This window comes from Pseudomonas sp. SMN11 (genome assembly GCF_052041945.1).
Classification (GTDB): Bacteria; Pseudomonadota; Gammaproteobacteria; order Pseudomonadales; family Pseudomonadaceae; genus Aquipseudomonas.
Map to the genome: position 1 here is coordinate 72,218 of NZ_JBKGGW010000013.1, position 18,393 is coordinate 90,610.

Annotated in this window: 18 protein-coding genes; 7 read left to right on the plus strand and 11 right to left on the minus strand. The window is 63.7% G+C overall.

Features of this window, described 5'->3' with window-relative positions:
- Nucleotide 1 precedes the first annotated feature (1 nt).
- The 3 genes from ACLEJU_RS13815 to ku all read left to right on the plus strand — a co-directional run bounded on the left by ACLEJU_RS13815 (nucleotide 2) and on the right by ku (nucleotide 2,732).
- Complete coding sequence (locus ACLEJU_RS13815) at nucleotides 2–1,159, plus strand: carboxylate-amine ligase (RefSeq protein ID WP_435424431.1); 1,158 nt, start codon at nucleotides 2–4, stop codon at nucleotides 1,157–1,159.
- 51 nt (nucleotides 1,160–1,210) lie between these two features.
- Nucleotides 1,211–1,801: a phosphorylase family protein gene (locus ACLEJU_RS13820; RefSeq protein WP_435424430.1), complete on the plus strand. Its 591-nt coding sequence runs from the start codon at nucleotides 1,211–1,213 to the stop codon at nucleotides 1,799–1,801.
- A gap of 91 nt (nucleotides 1,802–1,892) precedes the next feature.
- Nucleotides 1,893–2,732, plus strand: a complete 840-nt coding sequence (gene ku, locus ACLEJU_RS13825; RefSeq protein WP_435424429.1) for a non-homologous end joining protein Ku — start codon at nucleotides 1,893–1,895, stop codon at nucleotides 2,730–2,732.
- Nucleotides 2,733–2,785: 53 nt separating this feature from the next.
- On the opposite strand, the gene ACLEJU_RS13830 is transcribed toward ku, so the two are convergent.
- From ACLEJU_RS13830 to ligD, 5 genes are read right to left on the minus strand one after another with little or no spacing between them, the layout of a single operon-like run.
- Entirely contained in the window at nucleotides 2,786–3,433 is a 648-nt protein-coding gene (locus ACLEJU_RS13830; RefSeq protein WP_435423803.1) for a glycosyltransferase, read from the minus strand.
- The gene (locus ACLEJU_RS13835) at nucleotides 3,430–4,029 is read right to left on the minus strand and encodes a class I SAM-dependent methyltransferase (protein ID WP_435423802.1); all 600 of its coding nucleotides are present in this window, start codon (nucleotides 4,027–4,029) and stop codon (nucleotides 3,430–3,432) included. Before ACLEJU_RS13835 ends, ACLEJU_RS13830 begins: the two co-directional genes overlap by 4 nt.
- A gap of 10 nt (nucleotides 4,030–4,039) precedes the next feature.
- Nucleotides 4,040–4,795: a PIG-L deacetylase family protein gene (locus ACLEJU_RS13840; protein ID WP_435423801.1), complete on the minus strand. Its 756-nt coding sequence runs from the start codon at nucleotides 4,793–4,795 to the stop codon at nucleotides 4,040–4,042.
- On the minus strand, nucleotides 4,792–5,835 hold the full coding sequence (locus tag ACLEJU_RS13845) for an acyl-CoA dehydrogenase (RefSeq protein ID WP_435423800.1): 1,044 nt from the start codon (nucleotides 5,833–5,835) through the stop codon (nucleotides 4,792–4,794). The genes ACLEJU_RS13840 and ACLEJU_RS13845 overlap by 4 nt, the downstream gene beginning before the upstream one ends.
- Nucleotides 5,832–8,330: a DNA ligase D gene (ligD, locus tag ACLEJU_RS13850; protein WP_435423799.1), complete on the minus strand. Its 2,499-nt coding sequence runs from the start codon at nucleotides 8,328–8,330 to the stop codon at nucleotides 5,832–5,834. Before ligD ends, ACLEJU_RS13845 begins: the two co-directional genes overlap by 4 nt.
- 129 nt (nucleotides 8,331–8,459) lie before the next feature.
- On the opposite strand from ligD, the gene ACLEJU_RS13855 reads away from it, so the two are divergent.
- Complete coding sequence (locus ACLEJU_RS13855; RefSeq protein ID WP_435423798.1) at nucleotides 8,460–8,927, plus strand: phosphotransferase system, HPr-related protein; 468 nt, start codon at nucleotides 8,460–8,462, stop codon at nucleotides 8,925–8,927.
- A complete protein-coding gene (locus ACLEJU_RS13860) occupies nucleotides 8,924–9,154 on the plus strand; it encodes a metallothionein (RefSeq protein ID WP_435423797.1) in 231 nt (76 codons plus the stop codon). The genes ACLEJU_RS13855 and ACLEJU_RS13860 overlap by 4 nt, the downstream gene beginning before the upstream one ends.
- 15 nt (nucleotides 9,155–9,169) lie before the next feature.
- Here ACLEJU_RS13860 and ACLEJU_RS13865 read toward each other — a convergent pair whose 3' ends face one another.
- From ACLEJU_RS13865 to ACLEJU_RS13885, 5 genes are read right to left on the minus strand one after another with little or no spacing between them, the layout of a single operon-like run.
- Nucleotides 9,170–9,598, minus strand: coding sequence for a hypothetical protein (locus ACLEJU_RS13865; protein WP_435423796.1), 429 nt, complete (start codon nucleotides 9,596–9,598; stop codon nucleotides 9,170–9,172).
- 16 nt (nucleotides 9,599–9,614) lie between these two features.
- Entirely contained in the window at nucleotides 9,615–10,562 is a 948-nt protein-coding gene (locus tag ACLEJU_RS13870; protein WP_435423795.1) for a lysylphosphatidylglycerol synthase domain-containing protein, read from the minus strand.
- Nucleotides 10,562–11,764: a cardiolipin synthase ClsB gene (gene clsB, locus ACLEJU_RS13875; RefSeq protein WP_435423794.1), complete on the minus strand. Its 1,203-nt coding sequence runs from the start codon at nucleotides 11,762–11,764 to the stop codon at nucleotides 10,562–10,564. The genes ACLEJU_RS13870 and clsB overlap by 1 nt, the downstream gene beginning before the upstream one ends.
- The gene (locus ACLEJU_RS13880) at nucleotides 11,761–12,546 is read right to left on the minus strand and encodes an endonuclease/exonuclease/phosphatase family protein (protein WP_435423793.1); all 786 of its coding nucleotides are present in this window, start codon (nucleotides 12,544–12,546) and stop codon (nucleotides 11,761–11,763) included. The genes clsB and ACLEJU_RS13880 overlap by 4 nt, the downstream gene beginning before the upstream one ends.
- The gene (locus tag ACLEJU_RS13885; protein ID WP_435423792.1) at nucleotides 12,543–13,460 is read right to left on the minus strand and encodes a DUF72 domain-containing protein; all 918 of its coding nucleotides are present in this window, start codon (nucleotides 13,458–13,460) and stop codon (nucleotides 12,543–12,545) included. The genes ACLEJU_RS13880 and ACLEJU_RS13885 overlap by 4 nt, the downstream gene beginning before the upstream one ends.
- A gap of 172 nt (nucleotides 13,461–13,632) precedes the next feature.
- On the opposite strand from ACLEJU_RS13885, the gene ACLEJU_RS13890 reads away from it, so the two are divergent.
- Both ACLEJU_RS13890 and ACLEJU_RS13895 read left to right on the plus strand, forming a co-directional pair.
- A complete protein-coding gene (locus ACLEJU_RS13890; protein WP_435423791.1) occupies nucleotides 13,633–14,007 on the plus strand; it encodes a low affinity iron permease family protein in 375 nt (124 codons plus the stop codon).
- Nucleotides 14,008–14,030: 23 nt separating this feature from the next.
- On the plus strand, nucleotides 14,031–14,582 hold the full coding sequence (locus ACLEJU_RS13895; protein ID WP_435423790.1) for an ATP-dependent Clp protease proteolytic subunit: 552 nt from the start codon (nucleotides 14,031–14,033) through the stop codon (nucleotides 14,580–14,582).
- Between the two features lie 30 nt (nucleotides 14,583–14,612).
- Here ACLEJU_RS13895 and ACLEJU_RS13900 read toward each other — a convergent pair whose 3' ends face one another.
- On the minus strand, nucleotides 14,613–18,386 hold the full coding sequence (locus ACLEJU_RS13900) for a CheR family methyltransferase (protein WP_435423789.1): 3,774 nt from the start codon (nucleotides 18,384–18,386) through the stop codon (nucleotides 14,613–14,615).
- Between the last annotated feature and the right edge of the window lie 7 nt (nucleotides 18,387–18,393).

Consider the following 18,393-nt stretch of genomic DNA (forward strand, 5'->3'; position numbering starts at 1 on the left):
CATGTACCGGCCCTGCACGTTTGGCATCGAAGAAGAGTACCTGCTGGCGGATCTGGCCAGTGGCCGAGTGTTGAGCACACCTTCGCTGACGGTGGCTCGGCGTTGCCGTGAAGCGGTAGGCGGTTTCTACGCGGAAGAGATGTTTCGTAGCCAGATCGAGATCGCCTCGCCGATTTTCGGCAACCTGCATGAAGCCCGGCAGTTCTTTCTCGAATACCGGCATCGCCTCAATACGCGGCTGGCAGAGGAGGGCGTCGGGCTGTATTGCGCTGCCAGTCATCCCACTGCGCCGTGGCTGCGCCAAAAGGCCAGGCCTTCGCCGCACTACCGCCAGGTTTTCGACGACTACCAGCATGTGGCCCGCCGTAGCCTGCTCAATGGCCTGCACATCCATGTAGGCGTACCGCCAGGCTGTGACCGCATGCAGTTGATCAACCGCTTGTTGTACTGGCTGCCCCTGCTGTTGGTGCTCAGCACCTCGTCGCCCCTGTGGAGCGGGCAAGATACCGGCTACATGAGCTACCGGCGGGTGATCTGTGGTGAATGGCCGCATATGGGGCTGCCGGAGGCATTGCCAGACTGGGCTGCCTACGAGCGCTACCGGGCGTTGCTGCAACGTACCGGCGCGCTGGCGAGCGACGGCGATTTCTGGTGGGCGATCAGGCCGTCGCGGCGCTTCCCCACTGTGGAATTGCGCATCTGTGATGCTTGCCCTGATCTGGAAGACGCCCTGTGCGTGGCCGGTCTGTTCCGCCATCTGGTGGAACATAACCTGCAGCCCCAAAACGCCCCCATGCCAATTAGCCGGGAGCTGCGCTGGATTACCCAGGAGAATTACTGGCGGGCCATGCGCCATGGTCGCTTCGCCGAGTTTATCGGGCTGCATGACCAGCAGCCGGTCACTGCAGAGGGCTGGCTGAGCCAGTTGCAGGCGCGCCATGCCATCGACACGGTGGACGCTGAACGGGCCTGCCGGCACGCCCAGTACATCCTGCAGGCTGGCACCAGTGCCGATCTTCAGCGGGAGGTGAGAGCACGGGCGCTTGCCGATGGCGCCAGCGCTGCTCGAGCATTGCAAGCGGTTACCCTGCAGGTGCTGGCGCAAGGACGTGGCGAGCCGGTAACGCCGCTGTCGGCACAAGGGCTTGCAATCAGGTAGCGATCACCGACAATGGCGGCGCCCATCGCAAGCCATTCGGACCCCTGCGCCATGATGCTGATCAAGCAATTCCCCGACATTTCCCTCGCCGATACCTTGTTCGTCTTCGCCCTGGAGGCAGAGGCCGGCGATGTTTTCACCAAGGTGAAGACCGTGTTCACCGGTATCGGCAAGGTCAACGCCGCCATCGCCCTGACCCGGGCGATCCAGCAACAGCGCCCCAAGCTGATCGTCAACCTCGGCTCGGCCGGCAGCCAGCGTCACGGCAAGGGAGAGGTGGTGTGCTGCACGCGCTTCGTGCAACGCGACATGGACGTGACCCCACTGGGCTTCGCCCGCTATGAAACGCCGCTGTCGAGCATCCCGGTACTGCTGGAGCATGGCCAGGTAATCCCCGGCTTGCCGGTGGAAACCTGCGGCAGCGGTGACAGCTTCGAGGTCAACCATGGCGATGCACCTTACGATGTGGTCGACATGGAGGCCTACGTGTTCGCGCTGATTGCCCGCGAAGAGGGCATTCCGTTCGTGTGCCTGAAGTACATCTCCGATGATGCCGGCAGCGATGCGGCGGGTGACTGGGCAGTGCAGGTGCACCTGGCAGCCGAGGCGTTCAAGCGGGTGCTGTTCACCCAGGTGGGCTGAACCACCCGCAGGGCTAATCGAGTAAACCTTCCCGTCGCCACGCAGTCACTTCTGGTAGGAGGCCCATCGTCGGGCCTGGGAGGTGCAGGTCATGGCCAGGGCTATCTGGAAAGGCGCGATCAGTTTCGGTCTGGTCCATATCCCGGTGTCGCTCAATACCGCAGTGCGCACCGAGCGGGTCGATTTCGACTGGCTCGACAAGCGCAGCATGGAGCCGGTGGGCTACAAGCGGGTGAACAAGGTCACCGGCAAGGACATCGACAAGGACAACATCGTCAAGGGCGTGGAATACGAGAAGGGCCGCTACGTGGTGATCAGCGAGGAAGAGATCCGCAAGGCCCGCCCCGAAGCCACGCAGACCATCGATATCTTCTCGTTCGTCGAAGCGCAGGACATCCCCCTGCAGCAGTTCGATACCCCGTATTACCTGAGCCCCGACAAGCGCGGTGGCAAGGTCTATGCCTTGCTGCGCGAAACCCTGGAAGCGACCGGCAAGGTGGCGCTGGCCACCGTGGTACTGCATACCCGCCAACACCTGGCGCTGCTGCGTCCTCTCGACGAGGCGCTGGTGATGATCACCTTGCGCTGGCCAGACGAAGTACGGGGCCTGGAAACGCTGGAGCTGGACAAGAGCGTGACCGACAGCAAGCCCGACAAGCGCGAGCTGGAGATGGCCAAGCGGCTGGTCGAAGACATGAGCGGGCCATGGGCGCCCGATGAGTACCATGACGCGTTCCGCCAGACCATCATGGACCTGGTGGAGGAGAAGGCCAGCAAGGGCAAGATCGCGGTGGTGGAAAAAGGCGAGGCGGGCGGCAGCGAGAAGGGCGCCGATATCATCGACCTTACCGAGCTGCTCAAGCGCAGCCTCGGTGGCAAGAAGCCCGCCGCCGAGAAAAAACCGGCCAAGCGCAGCCGCAAGGCCTCCTGAGTCCTGTTCTGGCCTCTTCGCGGGCATGCCTGCGAAGAGGCCAGAACAGGTAACTACAGACTCGCCAGATAATCCCCGAACCCTTCGCGGGCCCGGCTGTCGATCCGGCTGCTGGTTGCCACGCTGTGCCTGGCCGTCCACACGATCTGCGCACCATCGGCCTCAAGGTCCCGCACCAGTTGCACATCTTCATGGGCCGCCAGCGGCTGAAACCCGCCCACCCGCTCATAGGCCCGGGCACACACGCCAAGGTTCGCCCCATGGATATGCCGATGGCCCTCCCGCGCTTCATAGCGGCTGAGGTAGAGCTTGCGTAGTGCCGCCCTTTGCCAAGGCTGCCAATGGGCGATATGGACCGTGCCGCACACCACCTCTGCGGTGCAGGCCAGCTGTGACAGCAGCCAGTGCGCTGGCACCTGGCTATCGGCATCGGTACAGGCCAGCCAGTTGGCGCCGCGCTCAAGCATCCATTCGGCCCCCAGGCGGCGTGCCATGCCGACACTGCCGGCGTCGACCGCAAGCACATCAACGGCATACCGGGCGGCTACCTGGGCACTGCCATCGACGCAGCGATCAAGTACCACCAGCACACGCACTAGGTGCCCTGCCTGTTGAGCGCCGACAACGGCGCCAGCCATAGCCTTCAGGCAGCGTCCCAGACGCCTTGCTTCGTTGTGCGCAGGAATCACCACGCCAATCATGGGCAGGTCTCGTCCAGGTCGACCACGCTGGGCTGGCACGACCAATACTCGAGCAGGAAGTCGGCCTCTTCGTGGCGGTAAACCGGATATAACGGCAGGTGTTTGGCCAGCAATTGGTGCACCTCACGGCCATCTTGCGGGCAGCCGGCGATGGGATGCTTCCAGTGGCACGCGAGCAAGCCTCCGTCGTAAGTCAAGCTGGCGACCGATTGCTCGATGACCTGCAGCCAATCGGTGGGGTCGAGGTAGTACCCGATTTCGCTGAGCACGATCAGGTCGAAGCGCCCTCCCGGCCAGTCACCGGGCAACCTGGCCTGCTCGATCGAAGCATTCGGCACATCGGTCAGGCGCTCTCGGGCCAGGCCCACCGCCGTGGGGTCGAGATCCTGGCACAGCAGCTCGGCGCAGCGCTCTGCCAGCAGCACGCTCAGTTCACCATTGGCACAGGCCGGCTCGAAAATGCGCTGGTAGCACTGGCGTGGCAGGCTGGCCGCGACGAGTTCACGTTTACGTTTCTCATACCAGCGGGTGCGGAAGGCCCACGGGTCTTCGTTGCGGGCATACAGCTCGGCGAAATACTGCGCATCAAGGCTCATGATCACTCCGTTACAGAAACACCAGTTCGAAAGGTTGCAGCAGGCAATCCAGCAACCGGGCCGGCAGCACCGGCGGGCGTGGGCCATCCGGCTCCAGCTGGCTGACATGCGCGGCCAAGGCTTGGCGCTTGCGCGCCAGGGCGGTGTCGTCAAGCTGAATGCGGTGAGCGCGTGGCCAGGGCAGACGCGGGTCGTCCGGCTGTGCCCAGTGCCACGCCCACACCGGCACCTCGATCAGTTGCGTCTTGCGCGCCTGGGCTGCCTGGGCAGCGGCTCTGCCGACCGCCTCGTGGTCGCCATGACCGTCGTTGCGCCAAGTCGCCATCAGCAGGTCATCGGGCCGCAGCGCCTGGGTCAGGTGGTTGACCAGAAATGCCTCTTCGCGGGGCAAGGCGCCATCCTTGAGGTTCAGCCGGCGCCAGTCCAGGCGGTTGAGGTCCAGATCGAGCTGCTGCAAGGCTTGCCGGCTCTCAAGCGGGCGCTGCCTGCGCAGGCGATGCTCGGTCCAGTGTTCGGAGCCACAGTGGCTAGCCTCACCGTCGGTGGCGGAAATCAGCAGCAGTTCGTCTTCGCGACCGCGAAAATACGTCAGCAAGCCGCCGGCCATCAGGACCTCGTCATCCGGGTGCGGTGCAATCAACACCAGGCGACGCCCGGGCGGGCACAGTTGCTGCGGCGTTACCCAGGTGGCACGCGCCAGGTGGGCGGCCTGCTGCCACTCGGCCCAGGGTGTACCGTCGCTGGACTGGATCAGGTTGGTGTTCATAGCTTCCACGCTCCGGCAGGTACTTGTGTCAGTTGCGCCCCCAATGCCGCCAGGTCGTGTTCAGCGTGGCTCTGGCGCAGGTACACCGGTAGGTCGGCGCTGAGCCTGGCGAAGTGGCTGTTGCGGCAAAAGGGCGTAGCCCCCAGCGCCCGGCCGACGTGGTGAATCACCTGCTCGACCGCCTGCTCGACCTGAGCGCGGGTACGTCGCACTTCGAAACTGGCGTCGGCCTCGGGCTGCCGGTCAATCCATGCCGCGCATTCGCGCAGTGCAGCGCGTGCGCCAAACAATGCGGCATCCACCGCACCCAGATGGGCATCGGCGTGGGCATCGGGCCGTGGTTTGCGGCAATGCGCCCGCAGGTAGTCGGCCAAGGCTTCGGCGGCGCCATACCAGCACGCGGCAATGCCGGCGCCGCCGTGCCAGAAGCCGGGGCGCGACAGGTATTGCCCTGGTCCGCCAATGGCGATGCCGGGCGTATGGTCGAATTCCACTTCGATGCTCGCGGTGGTCGCCATGCCAACGGCCTGCCAGCTGTCGATACTCAAGCCCTGGCTTGGGTGCGCCAGTTCGATCGCCACCAGCTGCGGCTGGTCGCCTTCGGCCCAGGCGGTAATCAGCGCGCGGTCGATCTGCAGGGCGCCGGAGCACCAGGCCTTGCGCCCGGCCAAGCGCACCTGGTCACCGTCACGGGCGACGATGCGTGCGCGGGCATCAGGCGGCTCTGCGGCCCAGACGCCCCAGGTGCCTTCGTCGACGTGGTGCGCTGCGCCACATTCAGCGAGGATAGCCAAGGCATCGGTATGCCCCTCGTAAAGCTTGGCCAGTGCCAGGTCGCAACCGGCCACTCGCGCCAGGGTCTGCCAGCGCCGCAAGGTGTTGCCTTGCCCAGGCAGCGGCAGCAGGTCGAGGTGGTCGGCCTGCAGGGCCTGGATCAGTTGCGGTAGCTGGGTGTCGAGGTTCAGCGGCTGTGGCCGTTCGCCAAAATTGCGCAACAGCCGGTCGAGGTTGTTGAGGTCGAAATCCTGGACAATGCTCATGCCACCCCCATTTGCTTGCGCATGCGCGCGGTAATCGATTGGCGGGTCTTGGCCATGTCGGCCCACGGATCGTCGATTTCGGCCAAGCGCTCGCGCAGGTTGCCGATATGCCACTGGTTGGCGCCCTTGAGCTGGGCCAGTTCTTCGCGCCAGATCGGCACCGATACCGGCAGGCCCTCGCGAGCGCGCAGGGAATAGGCGCACACCGTGGTGGCGCCTTTGCCGTTGCGCAGGTAGTCGATGAAGATCTTGCCCACTCGGTTTTTCGGCCCTGAAACGGCGCTGAGCCGGTCTGGGAAAAGCTTGGCGAGGTAGTCAACGATGGCGTGGCTGAAATCCTTTACCTCGTCCCAGCCGGCACGGCGGGTGAGGGGGACCACAAGGTGCATGCCCTTGCCGCCGCTGGTCTTGAGAAACACCATTAGCCCCAGCTCGTCTAGCAGGGTGAGGGCCAGTTGCGTGGCTTCGAGCATGGCCTTCCACGGCAGCGCCGGGTCCGGGTCGAGGTCGAGGACGAAACGGTCGGGCTTGTCGAAGTCCTTGTCGGTGGCGTTCCAGGTGTGTAGTTCGAGCATGTTCATCTGCACCGCGCCCAGCAGGGTATCGACGCGGTTGATGACCATGGCTGCCTGGCCGGCTTCGGCCTTGTCGTAGGTGAGCACATGGGGAATGTGCAACTGGCCGGCGTTCTTCTGGAAGAACAGCTCCCCAGCCAGGCCGTCCGGGGCCCTCACTAGTGCCACGGGACGATCCTTCAGTTGCGGCAATAGCCACTGGCTGACTTCAGCGTAGTACTCGGCAATTTGCCGTTTGGTCGCACCGATCGTTGCGTCGATCACCCGGTCGGGATGGGTCAGGCGCAGCTCGCCCAAGTCATCCGAGAGGTCGGCTTGCTTGCGTTTGCGCAGGGTCTTGCCGGGCATGGCGCGCTCCAGGTCGATGGCGGTGGCGGGCTTGTCGTCGCGCAGCCCATGGAATACGGCGTGGCGCACCACGCCGTCGCGGGTCATCTGGGCATAGGCAACCTCGGCCAGCAGCTGCGGCTTGAGCCAGTGCACGCCACGCGCTTCAACGCCGGTCGGCGGCTTGGGCAATGCGGGCCTGGCGACTTCCAACGGCTTGAGGCGGGCATGGATACTGTCCAGCGTGGTGGCGTTGAAGCCGGTGCCGACCTTGCCGGCGTAGCGCAGTTCGCCGCTGTCGTTGTCGTGCAGGGCCAGCAGCAGGGCACCAAAGCTGCTGCGGCTGCCTTTGGGGTCGGTGAAACCGACGATCACGAACTCCTGGCGCTGTTTGCACTTGAGCTTGACCCAGTCGGCGCTGCGCCGGCCGACATAGGGGCTGTCTGCGCGCTTACCGATCAGGCCTTCGAGTTCAAGACGGCAGGCGCTGTCCAGCAGCGAGTCGACGGGCTGGTCGAAGTCTTCGGAATACCTGAGCCTGTCCGACTGGCTGTGTTCGAGCAGCTGACGTAAGGCTTCGCGACGTTCCTGCAGCGGCAGTTGCCGCAGGTCGCGGCCGCCCAGATACGGCAGGTCGAAGAGGTAGTAGCTGATTTGTTCATCGTGATCGGTGTCGAAGGCATTCTGCAGGGCCTGGAAGTCAGCCTTGCCGTGATCGTCATTGACCACCATTTCACCATCGAGCCACGCCGAATCGATACCCAGCGCCCGCAGTGCGGCAACCTGGCCAGGCATCCTGGCGCTCCAGTCATGGCCATTGCGGGTGAAGAGACGGATGTCGTCGCCATCAATCCGGGCGAGCATGCGATAGCCGTCGAATTTAACCTCGTAGCGCCAGTCGCCGTCGGGCGGGGAATCGACCAGGGTGGCGAGCTGCGGTTGCAGGTGCTCGGGCAGTGCAGCCTTGGCCGCGCTGCCGGTTCGCTTGCGGTCGGTCCGGGTTGGCGAGGGCTTGGCTTTGGCCGTACGCCGGAGCAGCAGGGTGCGGTCACTGAGCACACTGTCCGGCTGGGCCTCGACGATGCTGTATTCGTCTTCGCTACGCGCCTGTTCGTCGCGCGACTTTACCAGCATCCATTGCTCTTTCTTGCCGGCCAGGTGGGTGCGGAACAGATTCCACACACCATTGAGCTTTTCACCCTGCAGACGAAAGCGCAATTTGCCCTTGGCATAAGCCTGGTGGACATCGCCTTCGGGCTCCCAGACACCCCGGTCCCAGACGATCACATCGCCGGCCCCGTAATGGCCCTCGGGGATATGGCCCTCGAAGTCCGCATAGTCCAGCGGATGGTCTTCGACATGCACCGCCAGGCGCCGCACTTTCGGGTCGAGTGACGGGCCTTTGGGGATGGCCCAGCTTTTCAACGTACCATCCAGTTCCAGGCGGAAGTCGTAGTGAAGGTGACTGGCGTCGTGTTTCTGGATGCAGAACTGCAGGGCGTGAGCGTGCTTGCCCCGGCCACGCTTGCCGCTGGGCTCGGGCGTGGCGTTGAAATCGCGCTTGCGTTCGTACTCTGCAAGGGGCTTGGCCATGGCGGGCTCCGGGGTGATTCCCTGTCTGTAGATTGGGAGGCGGCCGCCTGCGTGCTAGTTCAAAAAAACTCTGAATCATCCACGGCTTGGGGGAGTCGACCGTGTGTACCGCACTGATGGAGAACCCAGATGAACCGACCCGATGATCCCAAGCCTTACACACCCACCGAAATCGATGACACCGAGGACCGCATGGGCAGTGTCCGTGAACTGGATTTCAGCGACCGAAACGACGAGCGCGAAGGCCGTGTCGGCGATGAGCGGCCAGCCGCCGAAGTGGCCCAGGAGTTCCCACCGCGGCGCGTCGCCGAAAGCGGCATGACCGGCGGCGAAGCCCTGAGCGACAGCCTGCATGAGGACAACGTGACCTACGACGACCTCAGCCCCGACACGCTGCTGGACGAAACCGGCGCGCGCGACCCGCATGAGCCGGGAGGCAGCGGCGGGCCGGCGGACAAGACCCTGCGCCGCGTGGGTGCCAACGAGATTGGCGGCGGCATCGGTCTGGACGAGGCAGAGTTGGCGCGCTCTGCGCCACTGGACGGCGAGCCGTGGACAGATGACGTGATCGAAGACGACGAGGGGACCACACCATGAACGAGCAACGTTGTGCCTGTATCCACTGCAGCTGTACCGTCGATGCCAATGCCGTGCAGCAGGGTGGCAAGGCTTACTGCTGCGAGGCCTGCGCCAGTGGGCACCGCAATGGCGAACCGTGCCGCATGGCCGACTGCAAGTGTGCAGCGACCGCGCAGCCCAAGGAAAGTAACGTGGACAATGCGCTGGACGAGACCTTCCCGGCCAGTGACCCTATCTCGCCCTGATGCGCATTTTCTGGATCAATGGGTCTGCCAGATGCCCTCGTTGCGCTCGCAGTCTGCGCGGGCCTGGCCGAGGCTTGGCGTGTCGTAGTAGTAAGTGATGACCCTGGCATCCTTGGGCAGGGCCGGCTTCGTCGAAGGCTGGTCCCGCCCGCCGGCGTTGGGATTGGCGAGGGTTTCCTGGGTCAGCGGTGCGATGCAGCTGCCCACACTGCCATCGGCACAACGCGCCACCTTGTGTTTTTCAGTGCTGAGCATGTCCTTGCTCTCGTTGCTGCACGACCAGTTGATCGACTCGGCGGGCATGTTGCTGAAGCTGTAGCAGGTATGATGCTCGACCGGCTTTACCGCTTCGCTGGAGGAACGCGTCTGCACATCGCAGGCTTCGGCCAACACTTCGCCGCTGGCCAGACTGGCGAGTACTATCATCATCAGGTGTATGCGCATGTTACCTCCCGGGCCATCAGGCCGGTGTGTCGCGCTGGCGCATGGCCTTGGCGCGCTTTTCCAGGATCAGGTAGGTGAGTAGGGCGACCAGCAGCGGAATCAGGTAATACAACGTACGGTAACCGAGCAGTGCCGCCACCAGCGTGCCTTGGCCGATCTGCCCGTGGAGCAGGGAGAGGAATACAGTTTCGAGCACGCCAAGGCCGGCAGGTATATGGGCGACCACCCCCGCGACACAGCTGATCAGCAGGATGCCAAGCACCGAGGGGTAGAACGCTTCGCCAGGCAACAGCCAGAAGATCAGCAAGGCCATCATCGCCCAGTTGCTCGCGCCCAGTGCCACCTGGCACTGGGCCAGGCGCAGCGAGGGCAGGGTGACTTCGTGTTCACGCCAGCGCCACGTCCGCTTCTTGGCCAACGCGCAAGCCAGCAGGTAGCCCACCGCGATGGCCAGCAACAGCACACCGATCAATCGCAAGCCACTCGCGCCTACCGCCCAGTTCGACGGCAATTCGACAAGGCCCAGGGCGAACACGCTGCCGGCCAGCAACATGTAGCCCATCCAGTTTGTCAACAGGCCAAGGGTGAGAATGCGGGTAATGGTCGGTGTGTCCAGGCCCAGGCGACTGTAAAGGCGGTAGCGCAAGGCAACGCCACCCACCCACGTGGTGAAGTTGAGGTTGAAGGCGTAGCACACGAACGCTACTGGCAGCACCTGCCTGGCCGGCAGGTTGTGTCCGGTGTAAGCCCTTGCCAGCAGATCGTAGCTGGCGAAGATCAGGTAGCTGCACAGCGCCAGTAACAAGCCGATGGCCAGCGTGCCCGGCTTGTAGGCCAGCAGCGACTGGCGTACCTCGTTCCAGTCCAGGTTGCGGGCCAGCACATAGAGCAACACCGGGATCAGGATAAGGAACGCCACAGTGAACAATCGCTTGCCCCAGATTTGCCAGGTTTTCTGTGCCATCAGGTATTGCCCTCATGCAGGTCGCCCTGGGCCTCGACCTCCGGTTGCACCGAACGCAGGCGCTGGCGGTGCGCGGGGAACCAACCGGCGATTCGTGGAAAATGCCGGATGACGTGGAAGCACACGAAAATCAGCGGTGCTCGCCACCAGTAGCCGCGAACCATCCGCTCCAGGGTCACAGGTTTGCACTGTTCGTCTGCCAGTTGCTGCAGGTGTTCGAACAGTTGCTGATTGAAGGCCGGGTCACGGATGAACAGGTTGGCTTCCAGGTTGAACGACAGGCTCAGCGGGTCGAGGTTGCTGGAACCGACCGTGGCCCACTGGTCGTCAACCAGCGCCACCTTGCCGTGCAATGGCCGCTGGCAATACTCGTGGATGCGTACGCCGTCGCGCAGCAAGTAGTTGTAGAGCAGACGTGACAGGGCCCGTACCCAGCGCATGTCTGGCTGGCCCTGGAGAATCAGCGTGACCTCGACGCCGCGCCGCGCCGCATTGCGCAACTCGCGCAGCAGGCGGTAACCGGGGAAGAAATAGGCATTGGCCACCACCACTCGCCGCCGCGCCCCACGCAGGGCCTGCAGGTAGTGGGCCTCGATGTCGGTGCTGCGCAGCCGGTTGTCGCGCTCGACCAGCACCGCCGTGCTGCGGCCGGTCGGCTGTGTCACCGGGCGTACCTCGCTGGGCGGCTCCAGCACCGGGGCCATCAGCCTGCGGCTGGCGGCATGCACCTGCGCCACCACCGGCCCGGTCACCTCCACGGCATAATCCTGCTTGGCCATCGGACCGAAATCGCCCAGGTGGTCGGCACTGTAGTTGATCCCGCCGATGAAAGCCTGCTCGCCATCGATCACCACGATCTTGCGGTGCAGGCGCCGGAACAGGTTGGTGCGCATGCCGGCCAGCCGGGGTTGCGGGTCGAAGGCATGAAAGCTGACGCCGGCATCGGTCAACGCTGCAACGAAGCTGTCGGGGAGGTCGGCGGTGCCATAACCATCCACCGCGACTTCCACCCGCACCCCGCGACTGGCCGCATCGATCAGCACCTGCTGCAATTGTTGGCCGACCTTGTCGTCGTAGATGATGAAGGTTTCGAGCAGAATCTCTTCCCGTGCCTGAGCCATTGCCTCGAATACCCGCGGATAATAGGCCTCGCCGTTGATCAGCAGCTGGACGTTATTGCCCTCTACCCAAGGTCTGTTCACAGATTGATCTCCGCAGCCAGTGGCGCATGGTCAGACAGATGCGACCAGGGGTACATGGAAAGCACCTGGGCCTTGGTCGGCATGGCATTGCGCAGGTAGATGCGATCCAGGCGCAGCAGCGGCAGGCGTGCCGGAAAGCTGCGCGCCGGGCTGCCAAAATGCTCGCCAAAGGCTTCGACCAGGCGTTGGGAGAGCACCGCATCGGCCTTGAGACGCCAGTCATTGAAGTCGCCCGCGATGATCACCGGGGCCTGCGCCGGCAGGCTGTCGAGCAGCTTCAGCAGCAGCTGTACCTGGCTTTGCCGGTGCGCCTCGCGCAGCCCCAGGTGCACGCAGATGGCATGCACCTGCGCATGGCCAGGCACCTCCAGGCGGCAATGCAGCAGGCCGCGCTGTTCGTTGCCCTGGATCGACACGTCGAGATTCTCGTACTGCACGATCGGGAATTTCGACAGCAGGGCGTTGCCGTGGTCACCGTCGGGATACACCGCGTTGCGGCCATAGGCGAACTGCGGCCACATGCTGTCGGCAAGGAATTCGTACTGCGGTGCTTCAGGCCAGGCGGGGTGGCGCACGGCATGCTGCTGGTGGCTGCCGTGCACTTCCTGGAGAAACACCAGGTCGGCATTGGTGGCGCGCACCGCGTCGCGCAGCTCGGGCAGGATGAAGCGCCGGTTGAACAGGGTGAAGCCCTTGTGCACGTTGATCGTCAGCACATTCAGGCGGTGCACCGCCGTCACTTTGTCGATGATGCAGCGGGGGGCGAGCAAGGTCTTGTTCATAGCTGCACCTGCGGTATCACGCCCGGTTCGGTGAGCAGGTGGTAATCCAGCTTGAGCTTTTCCAGCAGGCGCCGCGCATCATAGGGGGCATGCACCTTCTGATCGTTGTCGAAGTAGCAGTAGATATCCCGTGACGCCCGTCGCGGCGGCGCCCCGGTCACGATCAGCTGCGCGTCATCGGCCTGGCCCCCTTCGGCCCAGGCCTGAATGCGCTGCTTCCAGCGGCGCAAGGCACGCGCCGTGTAGCCGCTGCTGTAGAGCTCGACGTCACCGTGCAGGCGCATGTAGACAAAATCGGCGGTCACATCCTCGACATAGGGCCACTTGCCCGCGCTGTCTGCCACGACCAGGGCCACACGGTACTTGCGCAGCAGTTTGACGAAGGATTCGCAGAGAAAACTCTCGTTGCGGATCTCTACGGCGTGGCGCAGCCGCGCGTTGCCTTTGATGGCGGTGCCGCCTTTATCCTTGAACTTTTGCGCGCAACCTTGTGCACAGGCACGCGCAGCCTTGCGGTCTTTGGGTAGCAACTGGAAAAAGTGGCTGAATCGCGCTTCGTCGAACTTCATGTTCGGCGGAAATTGCCACAGGAACGGTCCCAGCTTGTCGCCGAGCAGCAATGGCCCGGAGGCGAAGAAGTTGGCGATTGGCTCTTCGATTTCCTTCAGCCGGCGCACATGGGTGATGTAGCGCGGGCCCTTGACCGCGAAAATGAAGTCGTCCGGCGTTTCGTCGCGCCATTTCACATAGCGTTCGGGCGTCTGCAGGCTATAGAACGAGCCGTTGATCTCGATGCTGTTCACCGCCCGCGAGGCAAACGCCAGCTCGCTGTCCTGGCGCAGGCCCTTGGGGTAGAAGTCCTTGCGCCAGGGGCCATAGCGCCATCCGGAAATGCCGATGCGGATATCGCTCACGCTGCTGTCCTCATAACCTGCTCCGTTGAACGTCACTCTGAAGGTGCGACCGGGGCGGGGTGTCGAGGGTTCAGCGCAGTTGATCGAAGGCCATGTTGCAGGCCGGAGTTGAACTTTGTCGGCGCCAGCGATTCCACCGCATAGCGGATATGCAGCGCAGGAGATCGTCGGGATGAAATTCGATCGTTTCTGTCAGTGGCTGGCGAACTGGGCCGGTCGGCCGCTGACGTTTGGCCTCGCATTCCTGTTGATTGTGGTTTGGGGCATTACCGGGCCGCTGTTCGATTTCAACGACACCTGGCAACTGGTGATCAACACCTCGACCACCATCATCACCTTCCTGATGGTATTCCTGATCCAGAATACCCAGAACCGCGACAACGATGAGCTGCATATCAAGATCGACGAATTGCTGCGCACCACCTACAAGGCGCACAAGGCACTGCTCGATCTGGAGGACATGGACCCGGCCGAGCTGCATGCCTTGCGCAAGCACTACCAGCAGATGGCCGAGCGCGGCGACGATGGGCAGACACCGAAGGAATGACCTGCCAGAGACTGGAGGCAAGCATGGCCAGACATATCATCCACTTCACCGGGCCGATCAATTCATCCACCTGCGGCAACCTGATCAACACGTGCTCGCGCGCCATGCAGCAAGGCGCCGACGTGCTGCAGGTGAACATCGCCACCATGGGCGGCGAGTGCAGCTATGGCTTTACCTTGTACAACTTCCTGCGGGCGCTGCCGATCAGCGTGCACACCCATAACCTCGGCACCGTCGAGTCCATGGGCAATATTTTGTTTCTGGCGGGCGAGCACCGAACGGCATGCAGCTACAGCAAGTTCCTGTTCCACCCGTTCCACTGGACGCTGCACGGCTCGGTGGACCATGCGCGCATGGCGGAATACGCCATGAGCCTGGACTATGACTTGCGCCTGTATGCGCAGATCGTCGCCGAACGTACTGAAGGCAGCCGCGAAGTGCTGGATGTGCCGCGTTACCTGATGGCCTATCCGCGCATCCTTGGCCCCAGCGAGGCGCTGGAGAGCGGAATGATCCATGCCATCGATGAGCTGCCGATCGAGGCCGACAGCACCCAGTGGAGCGTGCATGCCTGAATTACCGGGCCGCTTTGCGGCCCCGGCAATTCAGTAGGGCACCGAACCGCTCAGTGACTCGATTGCCTCGACCAATTCGTCATAGCCCACCGGCTTGTTCAGGTGACGATCGAAGCCGTACTGGCGCGACTTGTACTGGTCGGCGCTGGCACCGTAACCGGTGAGGGCGATCGCCGGGGTGTTGCGCAGATGGGCATGGCCGCGCAAGGCCCTGATCAGCGCGTGACCGTCCATGCCCGGCATGCCGATGTCCGAAATGATCACGTCATAAAGGCCCTCGGCAGCCGCCTCCAGGGCCTTCAGCGGGTCGCTGTAGGCCATGACTTCGGCGCTCTCCATCTCCAGCAGTTCCTGCATGACCTCGAGGACTTCGGGTGAATCGTCGACCAGCAAGATGGTGGTGCCTTGCAGCCGCCCTTCGCTGAACGATTCGTGGCTATCGGCACGCGGTTGCAAACCGGGGTCGCACAGCGGCAGGCGCACAGTGAAGGTGCAGCCCTTGCCCAGCCCTCCCGAGCGGGCCTCGACACTGCCACCATGGGCTTCGGTGAGCTGGCGTACCAGTGACAGGCCGATGCCCAGACCCTCCCGGCCATGGTTGGTCAACTGCGGCCCCGCCTGGCTGAACAGATCAAAGATATGTTCAAGGCTGTCGGGGTTCAGCCCCACGCCCTGGTCGATCACCTGCAGCCGCGCCTGCACCTCGTCGTGGCCCAGCACCAGGCGAATCTCGCTGCCAGACGGGCTGAACTTCAGCGCATTGTTCAGCAGGTTCCAGATTATCTGCTCCAGGCGTGTGACGTCGCCTTCGATCATCAACGGCAGGTCATCGGCAGGCAGCTCCAGGCGCACCGGGCAAGGGTGCTGCTCGCTCAGTACCACGGCGTGGATGCCCTGGACAATGCTGCCGAGGTCGACCGGCTCGGTCTTGAGCTTGAGCTTGCCGGTGCGGATGCGTGCCACATCCAGCAGGTCATCGATGATCCGCGCCTGGCTGGACACCGCTTCGCAAATGGTCGTCACGGCCTTGCTGGCAGCGCCGATGCCCTTGATCGTGGGCAGCCGGCGGAGGATCTCGGCGTTAAGCTGAATCAGGTTGAGCGGGTGCTTCAGCTCATGGGACATCACCGCGAAGAACTCGTCCTTCATGTGGCTGGAACTCCGCGATTCGGCCAGCTGTTTGCTCAGCCGCTCCTCACCCAGGCGCACCCGCTCTTCGGCGGCGTGGTTCTTGCTGATGTCGATGAACGTCAGCACCGTGCCGTCGATCTTCTGCTCGCTGGAGCGGTAGGGCAGCAGGCGTGCCAGGTACCAGTGATCGCCGTGACCGCCGATTTCGCGTTCGATGATGGTCTCGCCCTTGGCCACGGCGCGGGCGTCATCGGCCAGGGCCGGATAGTCGAGGCGGTGGGTGATGTCCAGCAGCGAGCGGCCGGTGTCCATTGGCAGCATGTTGAACAGATCGGTGGCGCGCGGGGTGAACCAGCGAATGTGCAGGTTGCGGTCGACGAACACCGTGGCAATGTCGGTCGAGGCGATGAGGTTGCTCAGGTAATCGTTGACCTTATCGGTTTCTTCGACCTTGTTCTTGAGCTCGTAGTTGACGGTGAGCAGCTCCTCGTTGATCGACTGCAGCTCTTCCTTGCTGGTTTCCAGCTCTTCGCTGGCCGAACGCAGTTCTTCGTTGATCGCCTGCATTTCTTCGTTGGAGGCGGTCAGTTCTTCGCTGGAAATCTCCGATTGCTCGATGGTTTCCTGCAGTTGCAGGCGTGTTCGTTGCAGCTCACGTTCCAGATTGTGCAGCACCATGCTGTCGGTCTGGCGGATCACGCCGGGCAGTGGCAACGATGGGTCGGGCGCGCGTTCTTCGAACACCACCAGCAGGCATTCGTTGTCACTGGGCTCGTCCTTGTAGGGTTGCACGGTGATTTCCACTTGCGGCCTGTGCTCACCTTCCCCGAGGTCGACCGGGCGTGAGGTCACGGCCTCAGTGCCCTGACGGGCCTGGAACAGCGTGCTGCGCAGGGTCAGGCGCAAGCCTGGCAGCACAAGGTTGAGCAGATTGCGGCTCGGCTCGCCGCCGGCCAGTTGCAGGTAACGCCCGACCCCCTCGCTCATGTGCAGGATGTTGCCTTCGCTGTCGACGATCAGGCTAGGCGGCGTACGCCGGGCCAGGGCGCGGTGGTGCACTTCGGCATAGGACGGCTTGCGACCCGGCTTGGCCTTGGCCTGGGCGCTCTGGGCGAGGTTGGCCATGCCAGCGGCGGGCAGTTGCCGGCCTGAACTGCGGCCAGCCGGGCTGACGTCGCGGGCGCGGAAAATCCGGTTGCGCTTGTCCACGGGGGTGAACAGCTCATTGGCCACATCGGCAGATTCCGAGGTGCCAAGGAACAGATAACCGCCGCTGCGCAGGGCGAAATGGAACATCCGCAGGATATCTTCCTGCACCTCGCGGTCCAGGTAGATCAGCAGGTTGCGGCAGACAATCAGGTCGATCTGCGAGAACGGTGGGTCGGACAGCAGGTTGTGACGGGCGAACAGGACCTTTTCCCGGACTTCCTTGCGCACCCGGTAATGCTGATCTTCCTTGATGAAGAACTGGCGCAGGCGGGTGGGCGGTACGTCGGTGACGATTGCTTCCGGATAGGAACCGGTGCGGGCAACGCCGATGGCGCGCTCGTCCAGGTCGGTGGCGAACACCTGTACCTTGCTCGCACGTTGTTCCAGCGCCAGTTGCTCGCTGACCAGCATGGCCAGGCTGTAGGCCTCTTCGCCCGTGGAGCAGCCGGCCGACCAGACGCGGACCTCGCGATTGTCCTCGCCTTCGCTGACCAGTTGCGGCAGTACATGACGCTCGAGCGATTCGAACGCCTCACGGTCGCGGAAGAAGTTGGTGACGCCGATCAGCATGTCGCCCAGCAAGGCCGTGGCTTCGCTGGCGTGCTGCTCCAGGTACCGCAGGTAACCGCCCAGGTCGGTCTGCCCGGTCACGTGCAGGCGGCGCTCGATCCGCCGCAGCACGGTGGCGCGCTTGTAATGCTGGAAGTCGTGGCCGGTGGCGCTGCGCAGTTGCAGCAAGATCTCTTCGAGCAAGGGCTCTGCGGCCTGGGCATCGCCGGCCCGGGCGCCCAGCGGCGGCGGTAGGGTATCGTCATCGATTTCCGGCAGCTTCACCTGGCGTGCGGTACGCCACAGCTCCATGAGTTTTTGCGGCATTTCTGCAGCCGGCAGCACCAGGTCGACCATGCCGGTTTCGATGGCGGCGCGCGGCATGCTGTCGTACTGCGCATCGTCCGGGGTCTGCACCAGGGTTACGCCACCTTGCTCCTTGATCCGCGACAGGCCCACCGCGCCATCGGCACCGGTACCCGACAACACCACGCAGAAGGCGTGGTCCTTGTGCACGTTGGCGAGGTCGCGGAAGAACAGGTCGATGGCCACGTGGTCGCCGCGCCGGCGATTGGCCGGGGTGACCCGCAGGTAGCCGTCGTTGGTGGAGAGGCGGTTGGCCGGGGATATCACGTAGACGTGGTTGCGTTCGATCGGCACGGGCTCGGTGACCTGGCGCACCGGCATCGACGTGGCCTCCTGGATGATCCGGTCGGCCACGCTCTGGTGATCGGGCGACAGGTGCAGCACCACCACGAAGGCCATGCCGCAATCACCAGGCATCTGCTGGAAGAAGGTGCGAATGGCTTCCAGCCCGCCAGCCGAGGCGCCGATGCCGACCACCGGGAAATCCAGATGGCTCGGGCTCAGCGCTGGGTTTTGCGGCGATGCGGGTTGCTCAGGGGACGACGTCATGGAGTTG